Annotated in this window: 15 protein-coding genes and 1 pseudogene; 7 read left to right on the top strand and 9 right to left on the bottom strand. The window is 63.5% G+C overall.

What is annotated here, in order from left to right; genetic code table 11:
- Window positions 1–8 precede the first annotated feature (8 nt).
- The gene (trxA, locus tag AC2VOP_RS03845; RefSeq protein WP_486959740.1) at window positions 9–449 is read left to right on the top strand and encodes a thioredoxin; all 441 of its coding nucleotides are present in this window, start codon (window positions 9–11) and stop codon (window positions 447–449) included.
- Window positions 450–562: 113 nt separating this feature from the next.
- Here the strand turns inward: trxA (AC2VOP_RS03845) and trxA (AC2VOP_RS03840) are convergent, their stop codons facing one another.
- The 6 genes from trxA (AC2VOP_RS03840) to AC2VOP_RS03815 form a co-directional block, all read right to left on the bottom strand.
- Entirely contained in the window at window positions 563–931 is a 369-nt protein-coding gene (trxA, locus tag AC2VOP_RS03840; protein ID WP_486959739.1) for a thioredoxin, read from the bottom strand.
- Window positions 932–1,073: 142 nt separating this feature from the next.
- Complete coding sequence (locus tag AC2VOP_RS03835) at window positions 1,074–1,778, bottom strand: phosphoadenylyl-sulfate reductase (protein WP_486959738.1); 705 nt, start codon at window positions 1,776–1,778, stop codon at window positions 1,074–1,076.
- Window positions 1,779–2,036: 258 nt separating this feature from the next.
- Window positions 2,037–2,693 carry a response regulator gene (locus AC2VOP_RS03830; RefSeq protein ID WP_486959737.1) on the bottom strand — a complete coding sequence of 219 codons (657 nt, stop codon included), beginning with the start codon at window positions 2,691–2,693 and terminating at the stop codon, window positions 2,037–2,039.
- Window positions 2,690–3,562, bottom strand: a complete 873-nt coding sequence (locus AC2VOP_RS03825; RefSeq protein WP_486959736.1) for a universal stress protein — start codon at window positions 3,560–3,562, stop codon at window positions 2,690–2,692. Before AC2VOP_RS03825 ends, AC2VOP_RS03830 begins: the two co-directional genes overlap by 4 nt.
- Window positions 3,563–3,570: 8 nt before the next feature.
- A complete protein-coding gene (locus tag AC2VOP_RS03820) occupies window positions 3,571–4,551 on the bottom strand; it encodes an Acg family FMN-binding oxidoreductase (RefSeq protein WP_486959761.1) in 981 nt (326 codons plus the stop codon).
- Between the two features lie 189 nt (window positions 4,552–4,740).
- Window positions 4,741–5,751 (bottom strand): Acg family FMN-binding oxidoreductase, encoded by a 1,011-nt coding sequence (locus tag AC2VOP_RS03815; protein ID WP_486959735.1) that lies wholly within the window; start codon window positions 5,749–5,751, stop codon window positions 4,741–4,743.
- A gap of 277 nt (window positions 5,752–6,028) precedes the next feature.
- Between AC2VOP_RS03815 and AC2VOP_RS03810 the strand changes: the two genes are divergently transcribed.
- From AC2VOP_RS03810 to AC2VOP_RS03790, 5 genes are read left to right on the top strand one after another with little or no spacing between them, the layout of a single operon-like run.
- Window positions 6,029–7,162, top strand: a complete 1,134-nt coding sequence (locus tag AC2VOP_RS03810; protein ID WP_486959734.1) for a 4Fe-4S dicluster domain-containing protein — start codon at window positions 6,029–6,031, stop codon at window positions 7,160–7,162.
- Entirely contained in the window at window positions 7,155–8,021 is an 867-nt protein-coding gene (locus tag AC2VOP_RS03805; protein ID WP_486959733.1) for an FAD/NAD(P)-binding protein, read from the top strand. The genes AC2VOP_RS03810 and AC2VOP_RS03805 overlap by 8 nt, the downstream gene beginning before the upstream one ends.
- Window positions 8,022–8,780 carry an NADH-quinone oxidoreductase subunit B family protein gene (locus AC2VOP_RS03800; RefSeq protein WP_486959732.1) on the top strand — a complete coding sequence of 253 codons (759 nt, stop codon included), beginning with the start codon at window positions 8,022–8,024 and terminating at the stop codon, window positions 8,778–8,780.
- Window positions 8,777–10,069 (top strand): Ni/Fe hydrogenase subunit alpha, encoded by a 1,293-nt coding sequence (locus tag AC2VOP_RS03795; RefSeq protein ID WP_486959731.1) that lies wholly within the window; start codon window positions 8,777–8,779, stop codon window positions 10,067–10,069. The genes AC2VOP_RS03800 and AC2VOP_RS03795 overlap by 4 nt, the downstream gene beginning before the upstream one ends.
- On the top strand, window positions 10,066–10,521 hold the full coding sequence (locus tag AC2VOP_RS03790) for a hydrogenase maturation protease (protein WP_486959730.1): 456 nt from the start codon (window positions 10,066–10,068) through the stop codon (window positions 10,519–10,521). Before AC2VOP_RS03795 ends, AC2VOP_RS03790 begins: the two co-directional genes overlap by 4 nt.
- A gap of 37 nt (window positions 10,522–10,558) precedes the next feature.
- Here AC2VOP_RS03790 and AC2VOP_RS03785 read toward each other — a convergent pair.
- The 3 genes and pseudogenes from AC2VOP_RS03785 to AC2VOP_RS03775 form a co-directional block, all read right to left on the bottom strand.
- Window positions 10,559–10,669, bottom strand: a pseudogene (locus AC2VOP_RS03785) (universal stress protein); the annotation flags it as partial.
- A 44-nt stretch (window positions 10,670–10,713) separates the two neighbouring features.
- Window positions 10,714–11,712 (bottom strand): Acg family FMN-binding oxidoreductase, encoded by a 999-nt coding sequence (locus AC2VOP_RS03780; protein ID WP_486959729.1) that lies wholly within the window; start codon window positions 11,710–11,712, stop codon window positions 10,714–10,716.
- A gap of 21 nt (window positions 11,713–11,733) precedes the next feature.
- Window positions 11,734–12,168, bottom strand: coding sequence for a CBS domain-containing protein (locus AC2VOP_RS03775; RefSeq protein WP_486959728.1), 435 nt, complete (start codon window positions 12,166–12,168; stop codon window positions 11,734–11,736).
- 415 nt (window positions 12,169–12,583) lie between these two features.
- Between AC2VOP_RS03775 and AC2VOP_RS03770 the strand changes: the two genes are divergently transcribed.
- Window positions 12,584–15,283 carry a cation-translocating P-type ATPase gene (locus tag AC2VOP_RS03770; RefSeq protein WP_486959727.1) on the top strand — a complete coding sequence of 900 codons (2,700 nt, stop codon included), beginning with the start codon at window positions 12,584–12,586 and terminating at the stop codon, window positions 15,281–15,283.
- Window positions 15,284–15,337 lie beyond the last annotated feature (54 nt).

Raw genomic sequence — 15,337 nt, 5'->3', positions numbered from 1 at the left:
AGCAGAACATGGAAACATACATCGTGCAATGCCCAAACTGTGGGCGGCGCAACAGGATACCCGCCGCCGGGTCGGGAAAACCACGCTGCGCCCAGTGTCACCGCTGGCTGCCCTGGATCGCTGAGGCCGGCGATCACGATTTCACCGAGGTCGTCGAGAAGTCTTCGATTCCTGTGCTCGTGGACCTGTGGGCTCCCTGGTGCGGACCGTGCCGGATGGTCAGTCCGGCGCTCGAACAGCTGGCCACTGAACGCGCGGGCGAACTGAAACTCGTCAAGATCAACGTGGATACCGCGCCGGCGGTTTCCCGGCGTTTCGGGGTGCAGGCGGTCCCCACACTCCTGATCGTCGACCACGGCCGGCTGCTCGCACGGCAGGCGGGCGCCGCCCCTATCACAGCGCTCAGATCCTGGCTGGACCAAGCCCTTTCGGATGGCGCTACCGAGTAGGACCGGCCATGACAGCTGTAAATCGACCCCGACGCGGCGGTGATCCGCCGGGCCGATTCACACTAGCCAAGCCTAACCAACCTACTTTAAACAGCGGAGAACCATCGGTCGAGCTAGACGAGGTCGGGAATTGCCTCGGACAGCTCCCGCAGGTATGCCTCCTTAGCCTTGGCGCCGACGATCCGTCGCACCGGTTGGCCATCCTTGAACAGGATTAGCGTGGGGGTCGCAACGATCTGAAACTCGCGCGCCCTCTCCGGATTGGCGTCCACGTCCAGTTTGGCTACGGTGAGCCGGCTGGCCTGCTCGGTGGCGATCGCCTCGAGGACCGGTGCCGACATCCGGCAACGTGGACACCAGGTCGCCCAAAACTCAACCAGCACTGGTCTGTTGCTGGACAGTATTGTCGCGGCGAAAGTGGCGTCGGAAACTTCTACGATGGCTCCGGCTTTGTCAGCTTTGTCAGCATTGACACTGGTCATCGTGGGCCTCTCTCAATGTGTCGATCCTGTCGGGATATCCGTTGGGTGAACCGTCCCGAGTTTGAGCCTCCTTACCCACAGCGGTTTGAGGATAGTCGGAGGCAAGCTGAGGCGACATGAGCCCGCGATCAGATGACAGAGCTCATGTGATATGCAGTCCGCATTCGGTTTTGGAGTGCCCTGGCCAACGTCCGCTGCGCGGGTGGGCGCCGGGTGCCGGCTTCACGGTGCACGGGGCACAGCCGATCGACGTATAGCCCTCGTTGACGAGCGGATTGACCAGCACATTATTTTCAGCGATGTAGTCGTCCATGTCCTGGTCGGACCATGCGACCAGCGGGTTGACTTTCACCACCTTGAACTTCTCGTCGAAGCTGACCCACGGCGCGTTGGCACGGGTTGGCGCATCGGCGCGGCGAAGCCCGGTGACCCACGCCGAATACCCGTGCAGCGTGTTGGCCAGCGGGACGACCTTGCGCAGGTGACAACACAAGTCGGGGTCGCGGGCCCAGAGGTCCTTGCCCAGCATTGCGTCCTGCTCGGCTACCGTGTGCTCCGGGATGATGTTGAGCAACCGAATGTCATAGGCTAGCTTGACCGCATCCCGGGTGCCCAGGGTCTCGGGAAAGTGATAGCCGGTGTCCAAAAACAGCACCTGCACGCCTGGGCGCACCTTTGCGGCTAGATCGACCAGCACCGCATCCGACATGTTGGAGGCCACCACGTAGCCGTCGGAGCCGAAGGTCTCGTCGGTCCAGCGCAGCAGGTCGGTCGCATGGTCTCCGTGGATCTCGGGGCGGTATTCCGCTGCCAACTCCCGCAGCTTTGCCTCGGTGAAACTGCTCATCGCCACGCCTCTTCCTAATGCTTGAATCCCAGGGATATCCGACCATGCGACCGGTGTGGCGGATAGAGGCAAAAGTCCTGATCGGTCGGGGCCTATGTCAGCCGGCCCGGTCCAGGCCCGCGGTGAAGCTGATGAGCACGGATGCTGTGGTCGGCATTCCTACACCATCACCGAACGGGGCGCCTTTGGACAACTTCCTTGCGCCGGTATGTGCGCTACAGGCTCGGCCTGTCGGCCAGCAGCGGGTGACGGCCTAATTTACTCGTCGAGTCCCCGGAGCTTGGAGGCGAACACCGCCGCTTGGGTACGGCGTTGCATCCCCAGCTTCGCCAACAGCCGCGACACATAATTCTTGACGGTTTTCTCGGCTAAAAACATCCGGTCGGCGATCTGCTTATTCGTCAAACCCTCGGCCAAGAGACTCAGCAAGACGCGTTCCTGCTGGGTGAGCCCAGAAAGTGGGTCTGGTTTTTCCACCTCACCGCGAAGCCTGGTCATCAGCGCCGCCGCAGCGCGATTGTCCAGCAACGAATACCCTGCGCCCACATCCTTGATGGACCGGGCCAGTTCCATACCTCTAATGTCTTTGACGACGTATCCGCTGGCGCCGGCCAGGATTGCACTGAGCGCAGCCTCGTCGGAGCTGTCCGAAGTCAGCATGAGGCAGCGGAGGTCCGGCAATCGGGCAATCAGCTCACGGCACAGTTCGATTCCATTGCCGTCGGGCAACCGCACGTCGAGAACCGCGACATCGGGCTGCAGCGCGGGAATCCGCGCTAGGGCTTCACGAACCGATCCTGCTTCACCGACGATGACCAGTTCGGGGTCGGAACTGAGTAGGCCGATCAGGCCACGGCGGACAACCTCATGGTCATCGACCAGGAAGACCCTTACTGGGTCAGTAACGGGGCTCATAACCACCACTGTTTATCGCAAATCATCAGGGCGCAACCGGCGGTTTCCAGAAAGGCACGACCGGCGGGGCCCAAAAGTAGCTCCACCGGGCCGGGCCGCAGAGGATCGATGACGATCAGCTTGATCGGGGTGGCGTCCCGCTGCAAGCCTTCCAGATAATTGAGCAGACCGCTGTGGTCGGAGACCAGCTCGATGTCCAGATGTGGTTGGTTCCTTCGCCAGTGGGTTAAACGGTGTTCAAGTTCAACTGTGATCCGTGGGATTCCCTCTAAAGGCACGTCGATATTGCCCGGCTTGATGCCTCGGGGTTGCCGCCGAATGAAAACACGCAACGACGCGTCACGCAGTCGCGCTTCGGCAACACTGCGCTCAAGCACGGTGTTACTCGCCGGTGACCCATCCACGACCGCTATCACCACACCCGCTTCAGGTGATGTGGTGCCCGCGGTTCGCGGCAGGATCGTCACCGAGCAGTGCGCCGACGCCGCCAACGCCGACGCGGTGGATCCGATGCGGCCCTGTATGGCGTGTTTAAAGCCAACGGAGCCGACGCAAACCATCACCGCCGACCGCGAGGCTTCCAACAGCGCGGTTACCGGGTGGCGATGCACAATCTCGGCCTCCAGTTTGACTGGCTTACCCAATGATTCGATAGTTGTGATCGCATTACGGACAATCTTCTCGGCGGCGGCAACTTCAGCAGCAGAATCGTTAGGATCATTGCTGGTGGAATCGATGGCGTATAGCAGCCACAACGGGACGTCGCGATCGATGCACTCGTCGAGGGCCCATATCGCCGCTTGCATCGCTGCGCGCGAACCGTCGATGCCGACGACCACACGCGAGGACGAGGAGTATGGCTCACGCATGGCGGATCCTATTTGCCGTGAATGTGCAGGACGTCGTCGAGTGGGCGCCGCCCTGTGAGAGGTGGCGCTTCGTCCGTAGCGGGGGCTTGTCCAACTCGAACCAAGATTTGGGGTATGGCACCACCTACCAGCTTCGCGACAATCTCCCGAACGACCTTTACCTCGGTGAGGTGCGTCAGCGGGCAGGTGGCTAAGTCAGCCATCGTGCATTCCAGCAACACCGCAGAGAGAGCTTCGCCGGTTGCCAGTGCGTCGGCGCGGGTATCGGTTTCGGTGGACAGCACGACAATCGTCGACTGGTCCTCGGGGATCTGAGTCCGTCGTTCACGGTGGTGGGGCCTCGGAAAGACGCGCCCGACATCGACTCGGTCAGCTTCGGCCGCTGACACCAAGGAACTGTAGGGCATCCCGGTGGATGTCTCGAACGGCACTGCCCACCGGTCCAATTCGGCATGGTATGTGGAATCGTAAAGCCGTAGCGACTCCGAGAGTTCAGACGCTTGCGCCAATTGGGAGCGCGCATCCTCAGGAAGTACATCCAGGCGCACGCCGTAGCTATCGATGCGGCTTCGCAGCACCGGCTCGAAGGATTCCCAGTTCGTCGGCGGGGCGAATGGCAACCGGTCACTGCGGCGTACCCAGATAACGCTCGCACGGCGGCGATGGTCTTCGGTCACATCGTCCATCGGGGAGAAATGGATCGACGCCAGGTACTGGAGGTCGTTGGGATTGGGAAACCGCTCGATGTCGCTTCGGAAGCCCGCGGCGGCCATGGCCACCTGAAGGTGGTCCAGCGCTGCGCCACAACCGATAACCGCCTCGCGCCCGGCACGGTCGGACGGCAGCACACGGCTAGCGTCGAGGAATAACTGCAGTTCAACACCGTCGGTCACCCACCGCCACGGCTGGATGTTGTATAGCGACGGGGCACGGCACGCAGTCCGCACCGCATCTTTGATAACTTCGGTCTGCACCATCATGGCGGGCATCTTCACCTCCGGTCTCCCTCTGAGAGCAATGATTCTGCGACACCCGGGTTGGCGGCAGGGCCGTTGGTCCTCTAACCGGTGCCGTTAGGCCTGGGTTCAGGCCGTCAATAACGTTTCTTCAGTGAGCTGGTGTCCTCGGCTGGTCGGGCCCATGGACGGTAGACATCGACTGTCCTCACGCTCGGACAATCACGGTCGTGGTGGACTGTCGTCGAACGCTGTGCCATCAAGCCACCGGGTGACATCAGCTACCGGGCGGCGTGGCGTGGCGGGAAGTGGGTCAGCGTCGACTGGTGCCCATCCGATGCGTAACAGCATCTGCGGAAACCCACTGGCACCAAATACGTCGATTTGGACGGCATCTCGGGTTTCAACGATTTCCAGTGGTTCGGTGATGGGACAACTTGCCAATCCCAACGCAGTAGCGGTGAGCAGCACCAGGCTGGTAGCCTCGCCGGCGCGTAGCCGAGCAAGGCGGCTGTCGTCTTTGGTGCCAAGTGCCAACACGGCGGCGTGATCATCGGTGGCACTGGCATGGGACGGCTGAGGTAGCGTGGCGCCGCTGAAGACTCGGGCAGGTAGTGCCGCCGCCGGATCGGGCTGCGGTGCGTTACGCGCGGGTACCCCGGCCAGTGACTCGTGCCGACCACTCCAGGCGGTGAGCTCGCTGAGATAGTCGTAATTGGTGGCGTGTTTCGCTGCAGCTTGTGCCACGATGCGTTGGAGTTCTGGGAGACCCTCGACTCGCCGTAACATCACCCCGGCGCGCGCCGCGCGTGCACCCATGAGGGCGATGTAATCGGGGGGAACTCGCCGCGAGCTGTAGTGGCGTCGATCGGTACGCCGCAACGGTATTGCTGACGCCAAGGTGACGTCGATGCCGCTGGCCGGATGACGGGATACCGTCACGGCAGCCAAATGATTCGGATCGGCCGGGTTGGGTAGCCGATGAATTCTGGCCTGCCAGCCCAAGGACGCCAACGCGACAACGGCGTGGTGCAGGCAGGCGCCGCAACTCAATATAAGATCGCGCAGATCCGGATCGGTGTAGGGCAGACGCAGCCGACGGTCGGCGTACAGGTGCAAACTGCGTGCGCCTACCCGCCATTGCCAGGGCTGTGAATTGTGAACCGATGGCGCCTTGGTGGCCAGCGACAGGACAGCATGGATGGTGCTGTGGTCGGGGAAGCATGTGTTCATCGCCATACCGCTTTCTGGCCAAAGCTTCTGTCCAAAGCTTCGAGACTTACTCCAACCTTGAGATCCACTGTCACAAGTGTGGTCGGTTGGCCGAGTCAGCAGTAGGGGCGGAGGTCCCTGATTACGGGGTCGTTTGTCCGATATTACGTTTGGAGCCAACCTCGCATCGTGTGTGATGACCAATGCCCAACAATGACCGCCGCCGTGAACATGTAGCGGAAGAATCCGCGCCGAGCAGCCCGACGACCTTGTCCGGCGCACACCAACGGGGGATGATATGGCAGTGGACTTACGGGGTATAGGCCCCACTGCATTGTTCGACACGGCTGGGTTGCACCACCTCGTCGATGCGCTGATCGAGCGTGGCTATCGGGTGGTGGGTCCGACATTGCGCGACAGCGCGATTGTGCTGGCCGAGCTTGAGTCGGCCGACGATCTGCCACGCGGCTGGGGTGTCGAGGTGGGTCCGGGTCATTATCGGGTGCGTCGCCGCGACGATCAGGCGGTGTTCGGGCACTCGGCTGGAGCGCAGTCCTGGAAGCAGTTGCTGCACCCGCCGCGGCGACGGTTGTGGTCGGCCAGCCGCGACGGCTTCACCCAGGCCGAACCCGAAGCGGAAGCGCCACGGTATGCGTTTCTCGGGGTGCGCGGATGTGACCTGGCCGCGATCGCCACCCTCGACCGCGTACTGGGCCGTTCGCAGTATCCCGACAACTCTTATACCAGCCGTCGCCGGCAGATCTTCGTGGTCGCGGTGAATTGCACCGAGCCGGGCGGCCTGTGCTTCTGCGCGTCGATGGGCACTGGCCCGGCGGTCGGCCCGGGCTATGATCTGGCGCTCACCGAACGACTTGACGGGGACAGCCCTACCTACCTGGTGGACGTCGGCAGCCAGGACGGGCTCGAGGTGCTGGCCGCGATACCGCACCGGAACGCCAACAGCGCGGAGATCGATTCCGCCCGCGGTGAGGTCGCTGCGGCGGTGCACAAGATGGGCCGGGCCATGCCCGATACCGACATGTCGAACCTGCTGGTCCGGTCCCGCGAGTCGCCGCAGTGGGAAGAAGTGGCAAGTCGCTGCCTGACCTGCGGGAATTGCACCATGGTGTGCCCAACCTGCTTCTGTACCAGCACCGAAGACATCAGCGACCTCAGCGGCGACCATGCCGAACGCTGGCAGCACTGGGCGTCCTGTTTCGAGTTGGACTACTCGCATATCCACGGCGGCAGCGTCCGGCAGTCGGGCTCGTCGCGATACCGGCAGTGGCTGACACACAAGCTGGGCACCTGGCATGACCAGTTCGGCATGTCAGGCTGCGTCGGCTGCGGCCGCTGTATCGCCTGGTGTCCCACCGGCATCGACATCACCGAAGAGATGAACAAGATGGCGCAGGCGGCGGACGATGACTGACAGCGCAGTCGGCGTCGCAGCAGCAGCGCCGAACCACCCTCCGATGTCCCCGGTCCCCTACCGGGTGCGCAGCCGGGTTGTTGAAAGCCCGGAATCGGCGACGTTGTGCCTGGAGCCGGTCGGCGAAGCTTTGCGGACACCCCGGCCGGGGGAGTTCATGATGCTCTATGCATTTGGTGTAGGCGAGGTGGCGATCTCGATCAGCGGTGACCCCAGCGTCACCGACGGCTCGATCACCCACACGATCCGCGCGGTCGGGGCGGTGAGCCGGGCGTTGCACGACGCCGAGCCGGGCAGTGTCGTGGGTGTGCGGGGGCCGTTCGGCACCACATGGGGGCTGGCCGAGGCAGTCGGCCGGGATCTGGTGATGGTGGCCGGCGGGGTCGGGTTGTGTCCGTTGCGTCCGGCCATATTGGGTGCACTGGCGGAGCGGTCGCGTTACGGCAAGATCATGCTCGTCGTGGGTGCCCGCTCGCGAAGTGATTTCCTGTTCGCCGCGCAACTCGGGGAGTGGACCGCAGACCCGCGGATCGAGGTTCAGCTCATCGTCGACGCGCCTGCCCCGGGCTGGTCGGGCGAAGTCGGCTTGGTGACCCAGCCGCTGAGCCGGCTGACGCTGGACTCCGACCGCACCACCGCATTCCTGTGCGGCCCGGAGCCGATGCTGCGGTCCAGCGCCGAGGTCCTGACGGCGAAGGGTGTAGCGGCCAGCGACATTCGGCTCTCCCTGGAGCGAAACATGCAGTGCGGGATCGGCTTGTGCGGGCACTGTCAGCTGGGCCCGTTGCTGCTGTGCCGGGATGGGCCCGTGGTCGGTTACGATATCGCCGGCCCGCTGCTACGGGTCAAGGAGCTTTAGATGAGCCCGACCACGCTGGCGGTGTGGAAGTTCGCCTCCTGTGACGGGTGCCAGCTGACGCTGTTGGACTGCGAAGACGAGTTGCTCACGCTCGCCGACCAGGTCGAGATCGCGACGTTCGCCGAGGCATCCAGCGCGATGGTCGGCGGGCCCTACGACGTGTCATTGGTCGAGGGTTCGGTCACCACGAAAGCCGACGAACGGCGAATCCACGAAATCCGGGAGCAGTCCAAGGTTCTCGTGACCATTGGCGCCTGTGCGACAGCAGGGGGGGTGCAGGCGCTGCGTAACTTCGCCGATGTCGCCGAATTCGCCTCGGTGGTCTATGCCAAGCCCGAGTACGTCGACACGTTGGCGACTTCCACACCGGCATCGGCCCACGTCACCGTCGACTATCAGCTGCAGGGCTGCCCGATCGACCGGGGTCAGCTGCTCGAAACCCTTGCTGCGCTGCTGATCGGCCGCAAACCGCACCTGCCCGCCAAGACGGTGTGCACCGAATGCAAGCTCCGCGGAGTGACCTGTGTGATCGTCGCCGACGGCACCCCGTGTCTGGGACCGGTCACTCACGCGGGCTGTGGTGCGTTGTGTCCCAGGCATCGTCGCGGCTGCTACGGTTGTTTCGGCCCGTCCGCGAAGCCGACGACCGCCATCTTGATCCCGCTGTTGCGCCGCGATGGAATGTCCGACGGCGACGTCGATCGGGTGTTTTCGACGTTCAACGTTGCCACGTTCGCCGCCGAGCGGGACAAGCAGTGACTCCCACCACCCGCACGCTACACGTCGAGACCCTGACCCGTGTCGAAGGTGAGGGCGCCTTGCACGTCCGGCTGAAAGACGGTGTGCTGGAATCGGTGAAACTCAACATCTACGAGCCGCCGCGGTTCTTCGAGGCGTTTCTGCGGGGACGCGCCTACACCGAACCTCCGGACCTGACCGCCCGGGTCTGTGGAATCTGCCCGGTGGCCTATCAGGTCAGCGCCTGCAACGCGATCGAGGGTGCCTGTGGGGTCGTGGTCGATCCAGAACTCGTTGCGCTGCGCCGGTTGCTGTACTGCGGTGAATGGATCCACAGCCACGTCCTGCACATCTACCTGCTGCACGCGCCGGATTTTCTCGGGTATCCCGACGCAATCGCGATGTCGCGGGATCAACGGGCCGTTGTCGAGCGCGGGCTGCGGCTGAAAAAGGCCGGCAATCATCTGATGGAGCTCATCGGTGGACGGTCGATACACCCGGTCAACGTGCGCCTGGGCGGGTTTTACTCGGTGCCCACCCGGGCGCAATTGACGTCGATGGCAGAGGAGCTGCACCGGGCGCTGGACGACGCGCTGGCCACGGTGAGCTGGGTTGCGGGCTTTGACTATCCCGATATCGACCTCGACCACGAGCTGTTGGCGCTGAGCCAGCCCGACCGGTACCCGATCGAGAACGGCTCCATAGCCCGTAGCGCCGGCCCGGCATTTGCGTTGCCCGACTTCACCGACCACATCGCCGAATCGCAGGTTCCGCACTCCACCGCGCTGCACGCGACCCTGGACGGAGGATGCTACCTTACCGGTCCGCTGGCTCGCTATTCGCTGAACTCATCGACACTGTCGCCGACCGCCGCCCAGGCCGCCGCTGCCGCCGGGCTGTCCACACAATGCCGGAATCCGTTCCGCAGCATCATCGTCCGCTCTGTCGAAGTGGTGTATGCGATCGATGAGGCGCTGCGGATCATTGCCGGCTATCATCGGCCGTCGCGGCCGTTCGTCGACGTGCCGGCTTGCGCGGGTGTGGGACACGGCGTCAGCGAGGCGCCCCGCGGCCTGCTGTACCACCGGTACCGGATTGGAGCGGACGGGATGGTGTCGGCGGCGACGATCATCCCGCCCACTTCACAGAACCAGGCGGCCATCGAAGCCAACCTGGCCCGGGTGGTCACCGACAACCTGTCGCTAGACGATCCCGCGCTGACGACGTTGTGCGAACGGGTGATTCGCAGCTACGATCCGTGTATCTCCTGCTCGGCGCACTTTCTGACCCTGACCGTAGAGCGGACGTGACTGCCGGCGTCGTCGTCATCGGACTGGGTAACACCTATCGGCGCGATGACGGCGTGGGTATCGCGGCCGCCGCGGCACTGGACGGGCTGACCTTGCCGGCCGTGCATGTGGTGACCGGCATTGCCGAGCCGATGAGTCTGCTGGAGGCATGGACCGAAGCAAGCCTTGCGGTGGTGATCGACGCCGCCGTCGCCGACGGGTCATCACCGGGTCGGGTTCGTCGGTGCGGACCCGACGACCTGGTGTTCGCACCCGGGCGAACGAGTTCGCACAGCCTGGACGTGGCCCGCGCCTATGCGCTGGGCCAGGCGCTGGCGCGAGTGCCCGACGCCCTGGTGCTGCTCACCGTCGAAATTGCGGACATCGGCTACGGGGTTGGTCTCACCCCTGCTGTCGCAGCGGCCGTGCCGAAGGTGGTCGCGATGGCAGTGGCGGAGATCAACCGCACTTGAGGAACGATCCCAGCGCACAGAAATCCGGCACGGGGCCGCTGGCTTCGTCATGGATGATCGCCACCGGGCAGTGCGCATGGCGGATCAGGCTGGAACTCACCGAGCCCAGCAGGCTGCGATCAAATCGGTTGGACCGCAACGGTCCTAAGGTGCCTTTCGTCGTTTCGTCGGTTCAGATGGCCCTATACCTTGCTAGCGAATTTCGAGAATGTCGGCCAGCGGGCGTCGTGGTGTGGGAGAAGGGAGATTCGCCATCGGCGGAGCCGTCCCGACCCGTACCAATACTTGTGGTTCGCCGCGCCGATCGATCAGGTCGCGTACCATGTCGCGGCTTTCGTCTAATTCGATCAGATGGGTAAGCGGGCAGGTTGCCAAACCGGCCATGGTGCATTCCAGCAGCACCGTGGAGAGTGCCTCGCCGCACCGTAAGACATCTGTGCGGGTGTCCTTGTCGGTTGCCAGCACCAGGATTTTCGACCAGTCCACGGTGACCTGGGGACGCCGATCCTGACTGTTCCTGAACGGAAAATCACGCGCTACGTCAACCCGCCACCGTTCCTTATCGGTCGCCAGAACGTCGGCTGGCAGGCCCTCATTCAATCGGAACGACGCAGTCCACCAGTCAAGCTCGGCGTGGTAGGAGGAATCATCGCGTCGAAGTGTTTCGGTGAGTCGGGAGGCTTCGGCCAGACGGGGACGTAGCTCATCGGGGAGCACATCGATGACCACAACGTTGTCGTCGATCATCCTTCGCAAGCTGGGTTCGAAATGATCCCAGTAGGTGGGAAGCTCGAACGGAAGGCGATCGGTTCGACGTCGCAGAATCGCGTCGGCCCGTTGCCGTTGCTGATCGGTGACGTTATCCTGCGGGCCGAATTCGACTGTCGCCAACTGATCGAGGTCATGTGGATTGGGGAACCGGCTGATGTTGGCTCGCCAACCGGTTGCGGCCATCGCGACGCGGAGATGATCCAGCACGGCACCGCAGCTGATGATCACCTCTCGACCCGAATGATCGGTCGCCGGCACGGTCCGCCGGCGGTCCACGAACAGGTGCAGCGCCCCGCCTTCTGCTCGCCACCGCCAGGGTTGGACATTGTGCACCGACGGGGCCCGGCACGCCAGCGCTACCGCATTCGTGAGAACTGCGGCGTCAGGCGTCGGAGAGTCGACGTCGCCGGCGGATGTCATCGTCGACAGCTTTCGGTCGGGTCAGTGACTGGCCAGCGCTTTCGGTGAGCAGATCGCCCTGATGAACTCGGCGATCGCATGCTCGGGCAGGTGCCGGGCGATATCAGCCTCGGTGACGATGCCCACCAGACGGTGGTCTTCGATGACGGGCAGACGTCGCACCTGGTGTTCTTCCATCACCGTCAACATCTGCGCCACGTCGGCTTCGGCGTCAACGTGGTAGGTGTTGCCTTGAGCGAGTTCGGCGGCGGTCATGGTGGCCGGCTCCAGTCCGGCGGCAAGGCACTTGACCACGATGTCTCGGTCGGTGATCATTCCGTGCAGGCGGTCGTCATCACCGCAGATCGGCAGGGCACCGACGCCAAGATCGCGCATGCGTTGAGCTGCCACAGTGAGGGTTTCGTGATCACCGACGCAGGTGACGTCGACGTGCATGATGTCGCGGGCAGTAGTCATGATGTCCTTCTCCACTGGTCGGGTGCCGGTGTGTGTCCAATTCGAGCGCCGACAGGGAAAACCTAACGGCCGCAGCATAGTCGCAGCTAGGGTCCTTCGACCCCGGACTGTTCGCTGTTGGTCCCAGAGTGCACCGGGCTGTTATCAGTGTGGTCGCGGTGCATGTTCCCCGATTTCGTGCCGGAAAAGAGGCCAAGGTCATCCGACGTTTGGGGCCCAAAGCCGCCGCCGACGGCGACCAAAGGCCCTGGATCGATCTTTCGTGTGGGCACAGGCTCGAACCAGCACGGGCAATCGCGGTACTCGATTCGGATCAACAGGCGGGAGCGACACGTCGATGGGCCAGGCGACAGCGGAAGCTGCCGGTGCGGAGGGTATCGCCCAGGGTCGCCCCGGATTGCCCAGAAACTCCGCAATGTTGCGGTCGGTAAACGAGTTTGTCTCCACGGAGACCGGTTTGGGGTCTCGCCAGGTCGCGCGGCGCCTGCAGGTATACGGCCCAAACGAGTTGCCCACAGACGGGCGGAACCGATGGTGGGCCGCCCTGATGCGCCAGTTCACCCATCCGCTGGCGTTGCTGCTCTGGTTGGCCGCCGGTCTGGCGTTGGTGTCTGCGTCGGTGGTGTTGGCAATCGCGATTGTCGCGGTAATTGTCCTCAACGCGGTGCTGGCCTTCGCCCAGGAAGAACATGCTGAGCACGCCGTCGAAGCGTTGAGCGCATACGTGCCCCAGCGGGCGTGGGTGTTGCGGGACGGGCGCCGAATGCACGTCCTTGCTCGCGACCTGGTTCCTGGAGATGTGTTGTTTGTCGACGAGGGTGATCGTATTTCGGCGGATGCCCGGCTGATCGAGGGCAGTGTGGAAGTCGACATGTCGGCGCTGACCGGTGAGTCGAGCCCGGTCGAACGGTGTGCCGGCCCAGTCGAGGAGGCCGAGCGTGCACTTGATTCGCCGGTACTGGTATTTAGCGGGACCATCTGCGTTGCCGGATCGGCGATCGCCGTTATCCACCACACCGGTAGCTATACCGAACTGGGCCGTATCGCGGCGCTGTCACGGCGGGTGCGTGTCGATGTCGGCCCGTTGGAGCGTCAGGTTCGTCGGGTGGCGTGGCTGATCGCTGGCATCGCTATCGCAGTCGGCGTGCTCTTTCTTCCACTGGGGATCGTCGCCGGCCTAAGCTTGAGCGCAGCGTTTATGTTCGCGATAGGCCTCCTGGTGGCTAATGTGCCCGAAGGACTATTGCCCACAGTCACGTTGGCGCTGGCCGTTGGGGCGCGGGCGCTTGCCCGCGTCGGTGCGGTCGTCAAGCGCTTGTCGTCAGTGGAAACATTGGGCTGCGCGGCAGTGATCTGCACGGATAAAACGGGAACGCTCACCCAGAACCGGATGCAGGTAGTCGAGGCGATCGCTGAATCGGAGCCCAGGTCGCTGATCACCGCGGCTGCGCTGTGTACCACCGCCAGCCTTGATGCCGGGCCCATCGGGGATCCCACCGAAATCGCTCTTTTGGAGCATGCTGTTCGGCAAGGGATCGCTATCGATCCGGCGTTACGAGATAGCCAGCGAATCAAACTTTTCCGCTTCGATCCACATCTGATGCGGATGTCGACCTTGGATCCGGTCGGCGATCGAAGGGTTCTGCACGTCAAGGGTGCCCCCGAGCAACTGCTGTCCCGCTGCGAGTTAGACGAGCACGCACGCTTGGTCTGGCAGCGGCGAGTCGGTGACTTGATCGAGCGTGGGCTGCGGGTCCTGGCTATCGCCGAGCGGGACCTGACGTCGGAAGGTCAGGATATCGATCGAGGCGCTGCGGAACAGCAGCTGACTCTGCTCGGGTTGGTCGGCATCCTCGATCCGCCCCGGCCGGAAGTCGCCGAGGGGGTACGGCAATGCCACACCGCCGGAATCCGGGTGCATGTGGTCACCGGCGACAATGGCCGAACCGCCGCAGAGATCGCGCATCGAGTGGGGATTCGCGCCGAGCGTGTGATCGACGGTGCGGAGCTGGACCGGATGAGCGAACAAGACCTCGATGACGCCCTGAGCAGTGGATACGAGACCATCTTCGCGCGAGCAATACCCGAAGCGAAACTACGGATCGCGGACGCGTTACACCACCTCGGCCTGGTTGTGGCAATGACCGGTGACGGGGTCAACGATGCACCTGCACTGCGCCGCGCTGACATTGGAGTGGCCATGGGCCGCAGCGGGACCGACGTCGCTCGCGAGGCCGCAACCGTAGTGCTCACCGACGACAACTTCGCCACCATCATCGCCGGTATTCGCGAAGGCCGGCGGGTGTTCGCCAACGTCCGCAAATTCATGATTTACATCTTTGCGCACGCCGTACCTGAGGTCGTGCCGTTCCTAGTTTTCGCGTTGTCCGGCGGGATCGTGCCGCTGCCATTGACGGTTCTCCAGATCCTCGCCGTCGATCTTGGGACCGAGACACTGCCGGCCCTCGCACTCGGTCGCGAGCCGGCCGAAGCCGGGCTGATGCACCAGCCGCCGAGGCCGACATCGGAAAATGTCATCACTCGTCAACTGCTTTGGCGCAGTTGGGGACTGATGGGCACTGTCTCATCGGCGCTGGTGATGACCGGATTTTTTGTCGTCCTATATCGCGGTGGATGGCATCCCGGTGATCCCACCGGCGTCGGTGCACCACTGCACCACGCCTACCTGCAAGCCACCACGATGTCCTTCGCGGCGATCGTTGCCTGCCAGGTCGGAACCGCGTTCGCCGCGCGGACCGCCTGGGCTACGCTCAAATCGGTCGGCATCACCACCAATCGTTTGTTGTTGGGCGGCATCGCCTTCGAATTGGCCTTTGCTTCAGCCGTTATCTATCTACCGCTACTGCAAGTGGTATTCGGCTGTGCGGCCCTTGACGCTTGGATGCTGCTCGTGCTCATCCCGATGCCGGTGGCGGTCTGGGGTATCGACGAAAACTACCGTTGGTGGCTGCGGCGGAAGGGGACAACGGATCCGCAGCTGAAGACCAAGGGCGCAACGGCAGCCGGCGGAAGCCGGAAAAGACATCCGCGTATGCAGTCAATTAACCCAGTGAAGGAGATTCTCAATGAAGTTGTCAAGCCGCCGCGGCGTTAGGTGTGGTGGGTTGATAGGCCTGGTGGTCGCGCAGCATGGCCCACAGGACGTTGA

This window comes from Mycobacterium sp. TH-M106 (genome assembly GCF_057473765.1).
This window is presented reverse-complemented; position numbering and strand designations above follow the sequence as displayed.

Coding starts and splice junctions, on each gene's coding strand:
- AC2VOP_RS03830 (WP_486959737.1), bottom strand. CDS start 2,693: ATGAGCCCCGTTACTGACCCAGTAAGGGTCTTCCTGGTCGATGACCAT.
- AC2VOP_RS03775 (WP_486959728.1), bottom strand. CDS start 12,168: ATGACTACTGCCCGCGACATCATGCACGTCGACGTCACCTGCGTCGGT.
- AC2VOP_RS03810 (WP_486959734.1), top strand. CDS start 6,029: ATGGCAGTGGACTTACGGGGTATAGGCCCCACTGCATTGTTCGACACG.
- trxA (WP_486959740.1), top strand. CDS start 9: ATGGAAACATACATCGTGCAATGCCCAAACTGTGGGCGGCGCAACAGG.
- AC2VOP_RS03835 (WP_486959738.1), bottom strand. CDS start 1,778: ATGAGCAGTTTCACCGAGGCAAAGCTGCGGGAGTTGGCAGCGGAATAC.
- AC2VOP_RS03815 (WP_486959735.1), bottom strand. CDS start 5,751: ATGAACACATGCTTCCCCGACCACAGCACCATCCATGCTGTCCTGTCG.
- trxA (WP_486959739.1), bottom strand. CDS start 931: ATGACCAGTGTCAATGCTGACAAAGCTGACAAAGCCGGAGCCATCGTA.
- AC2VOP_RS03825 (WP_486959736.1), bottom strand. CDS start 3,562: ATGCGTGAGCCATACTCCTCGTCCTCGCGTGTGGTCGTCGGCATCGAC.
- AC2VOP_RS03820 (WP_486959761.1), bottom strand. CDS start 4,551: ATGCCCGCCATGATGGTGCAGACCGAAGTTATCAAAGATGCGGTGCGG.
- AC2VOP_RS03780 (WP_486959729.1), bottom strand. CDS start 11,712: ATGACATCCGCCGGCGACGTCGACTCTCCGACGCCTGACGCCGCAGTT.
- AC2VOP_RS03805 (WP_486959733.1), top strand. CDS start 7,155: ATGACTGACAGCGCAGTCGGCGTCGCAGCAGCAGCGCCGAACCACCCT.
- AC2VOP_RS03800 (WP_486959732.1), top strand. CDS start 8,022: ATGAGCCCGACCACGCTGGCGGTGTGGAAGTTCGCCTCCTGTGACGGG.
- AC2VOP_RS03770 (WP_486959727.1), top strand. CDS start 12,584: ATGTTGCGGTCGGTAAACGAGTTTGTCTCCACGGAGACCGGTTTGGGG.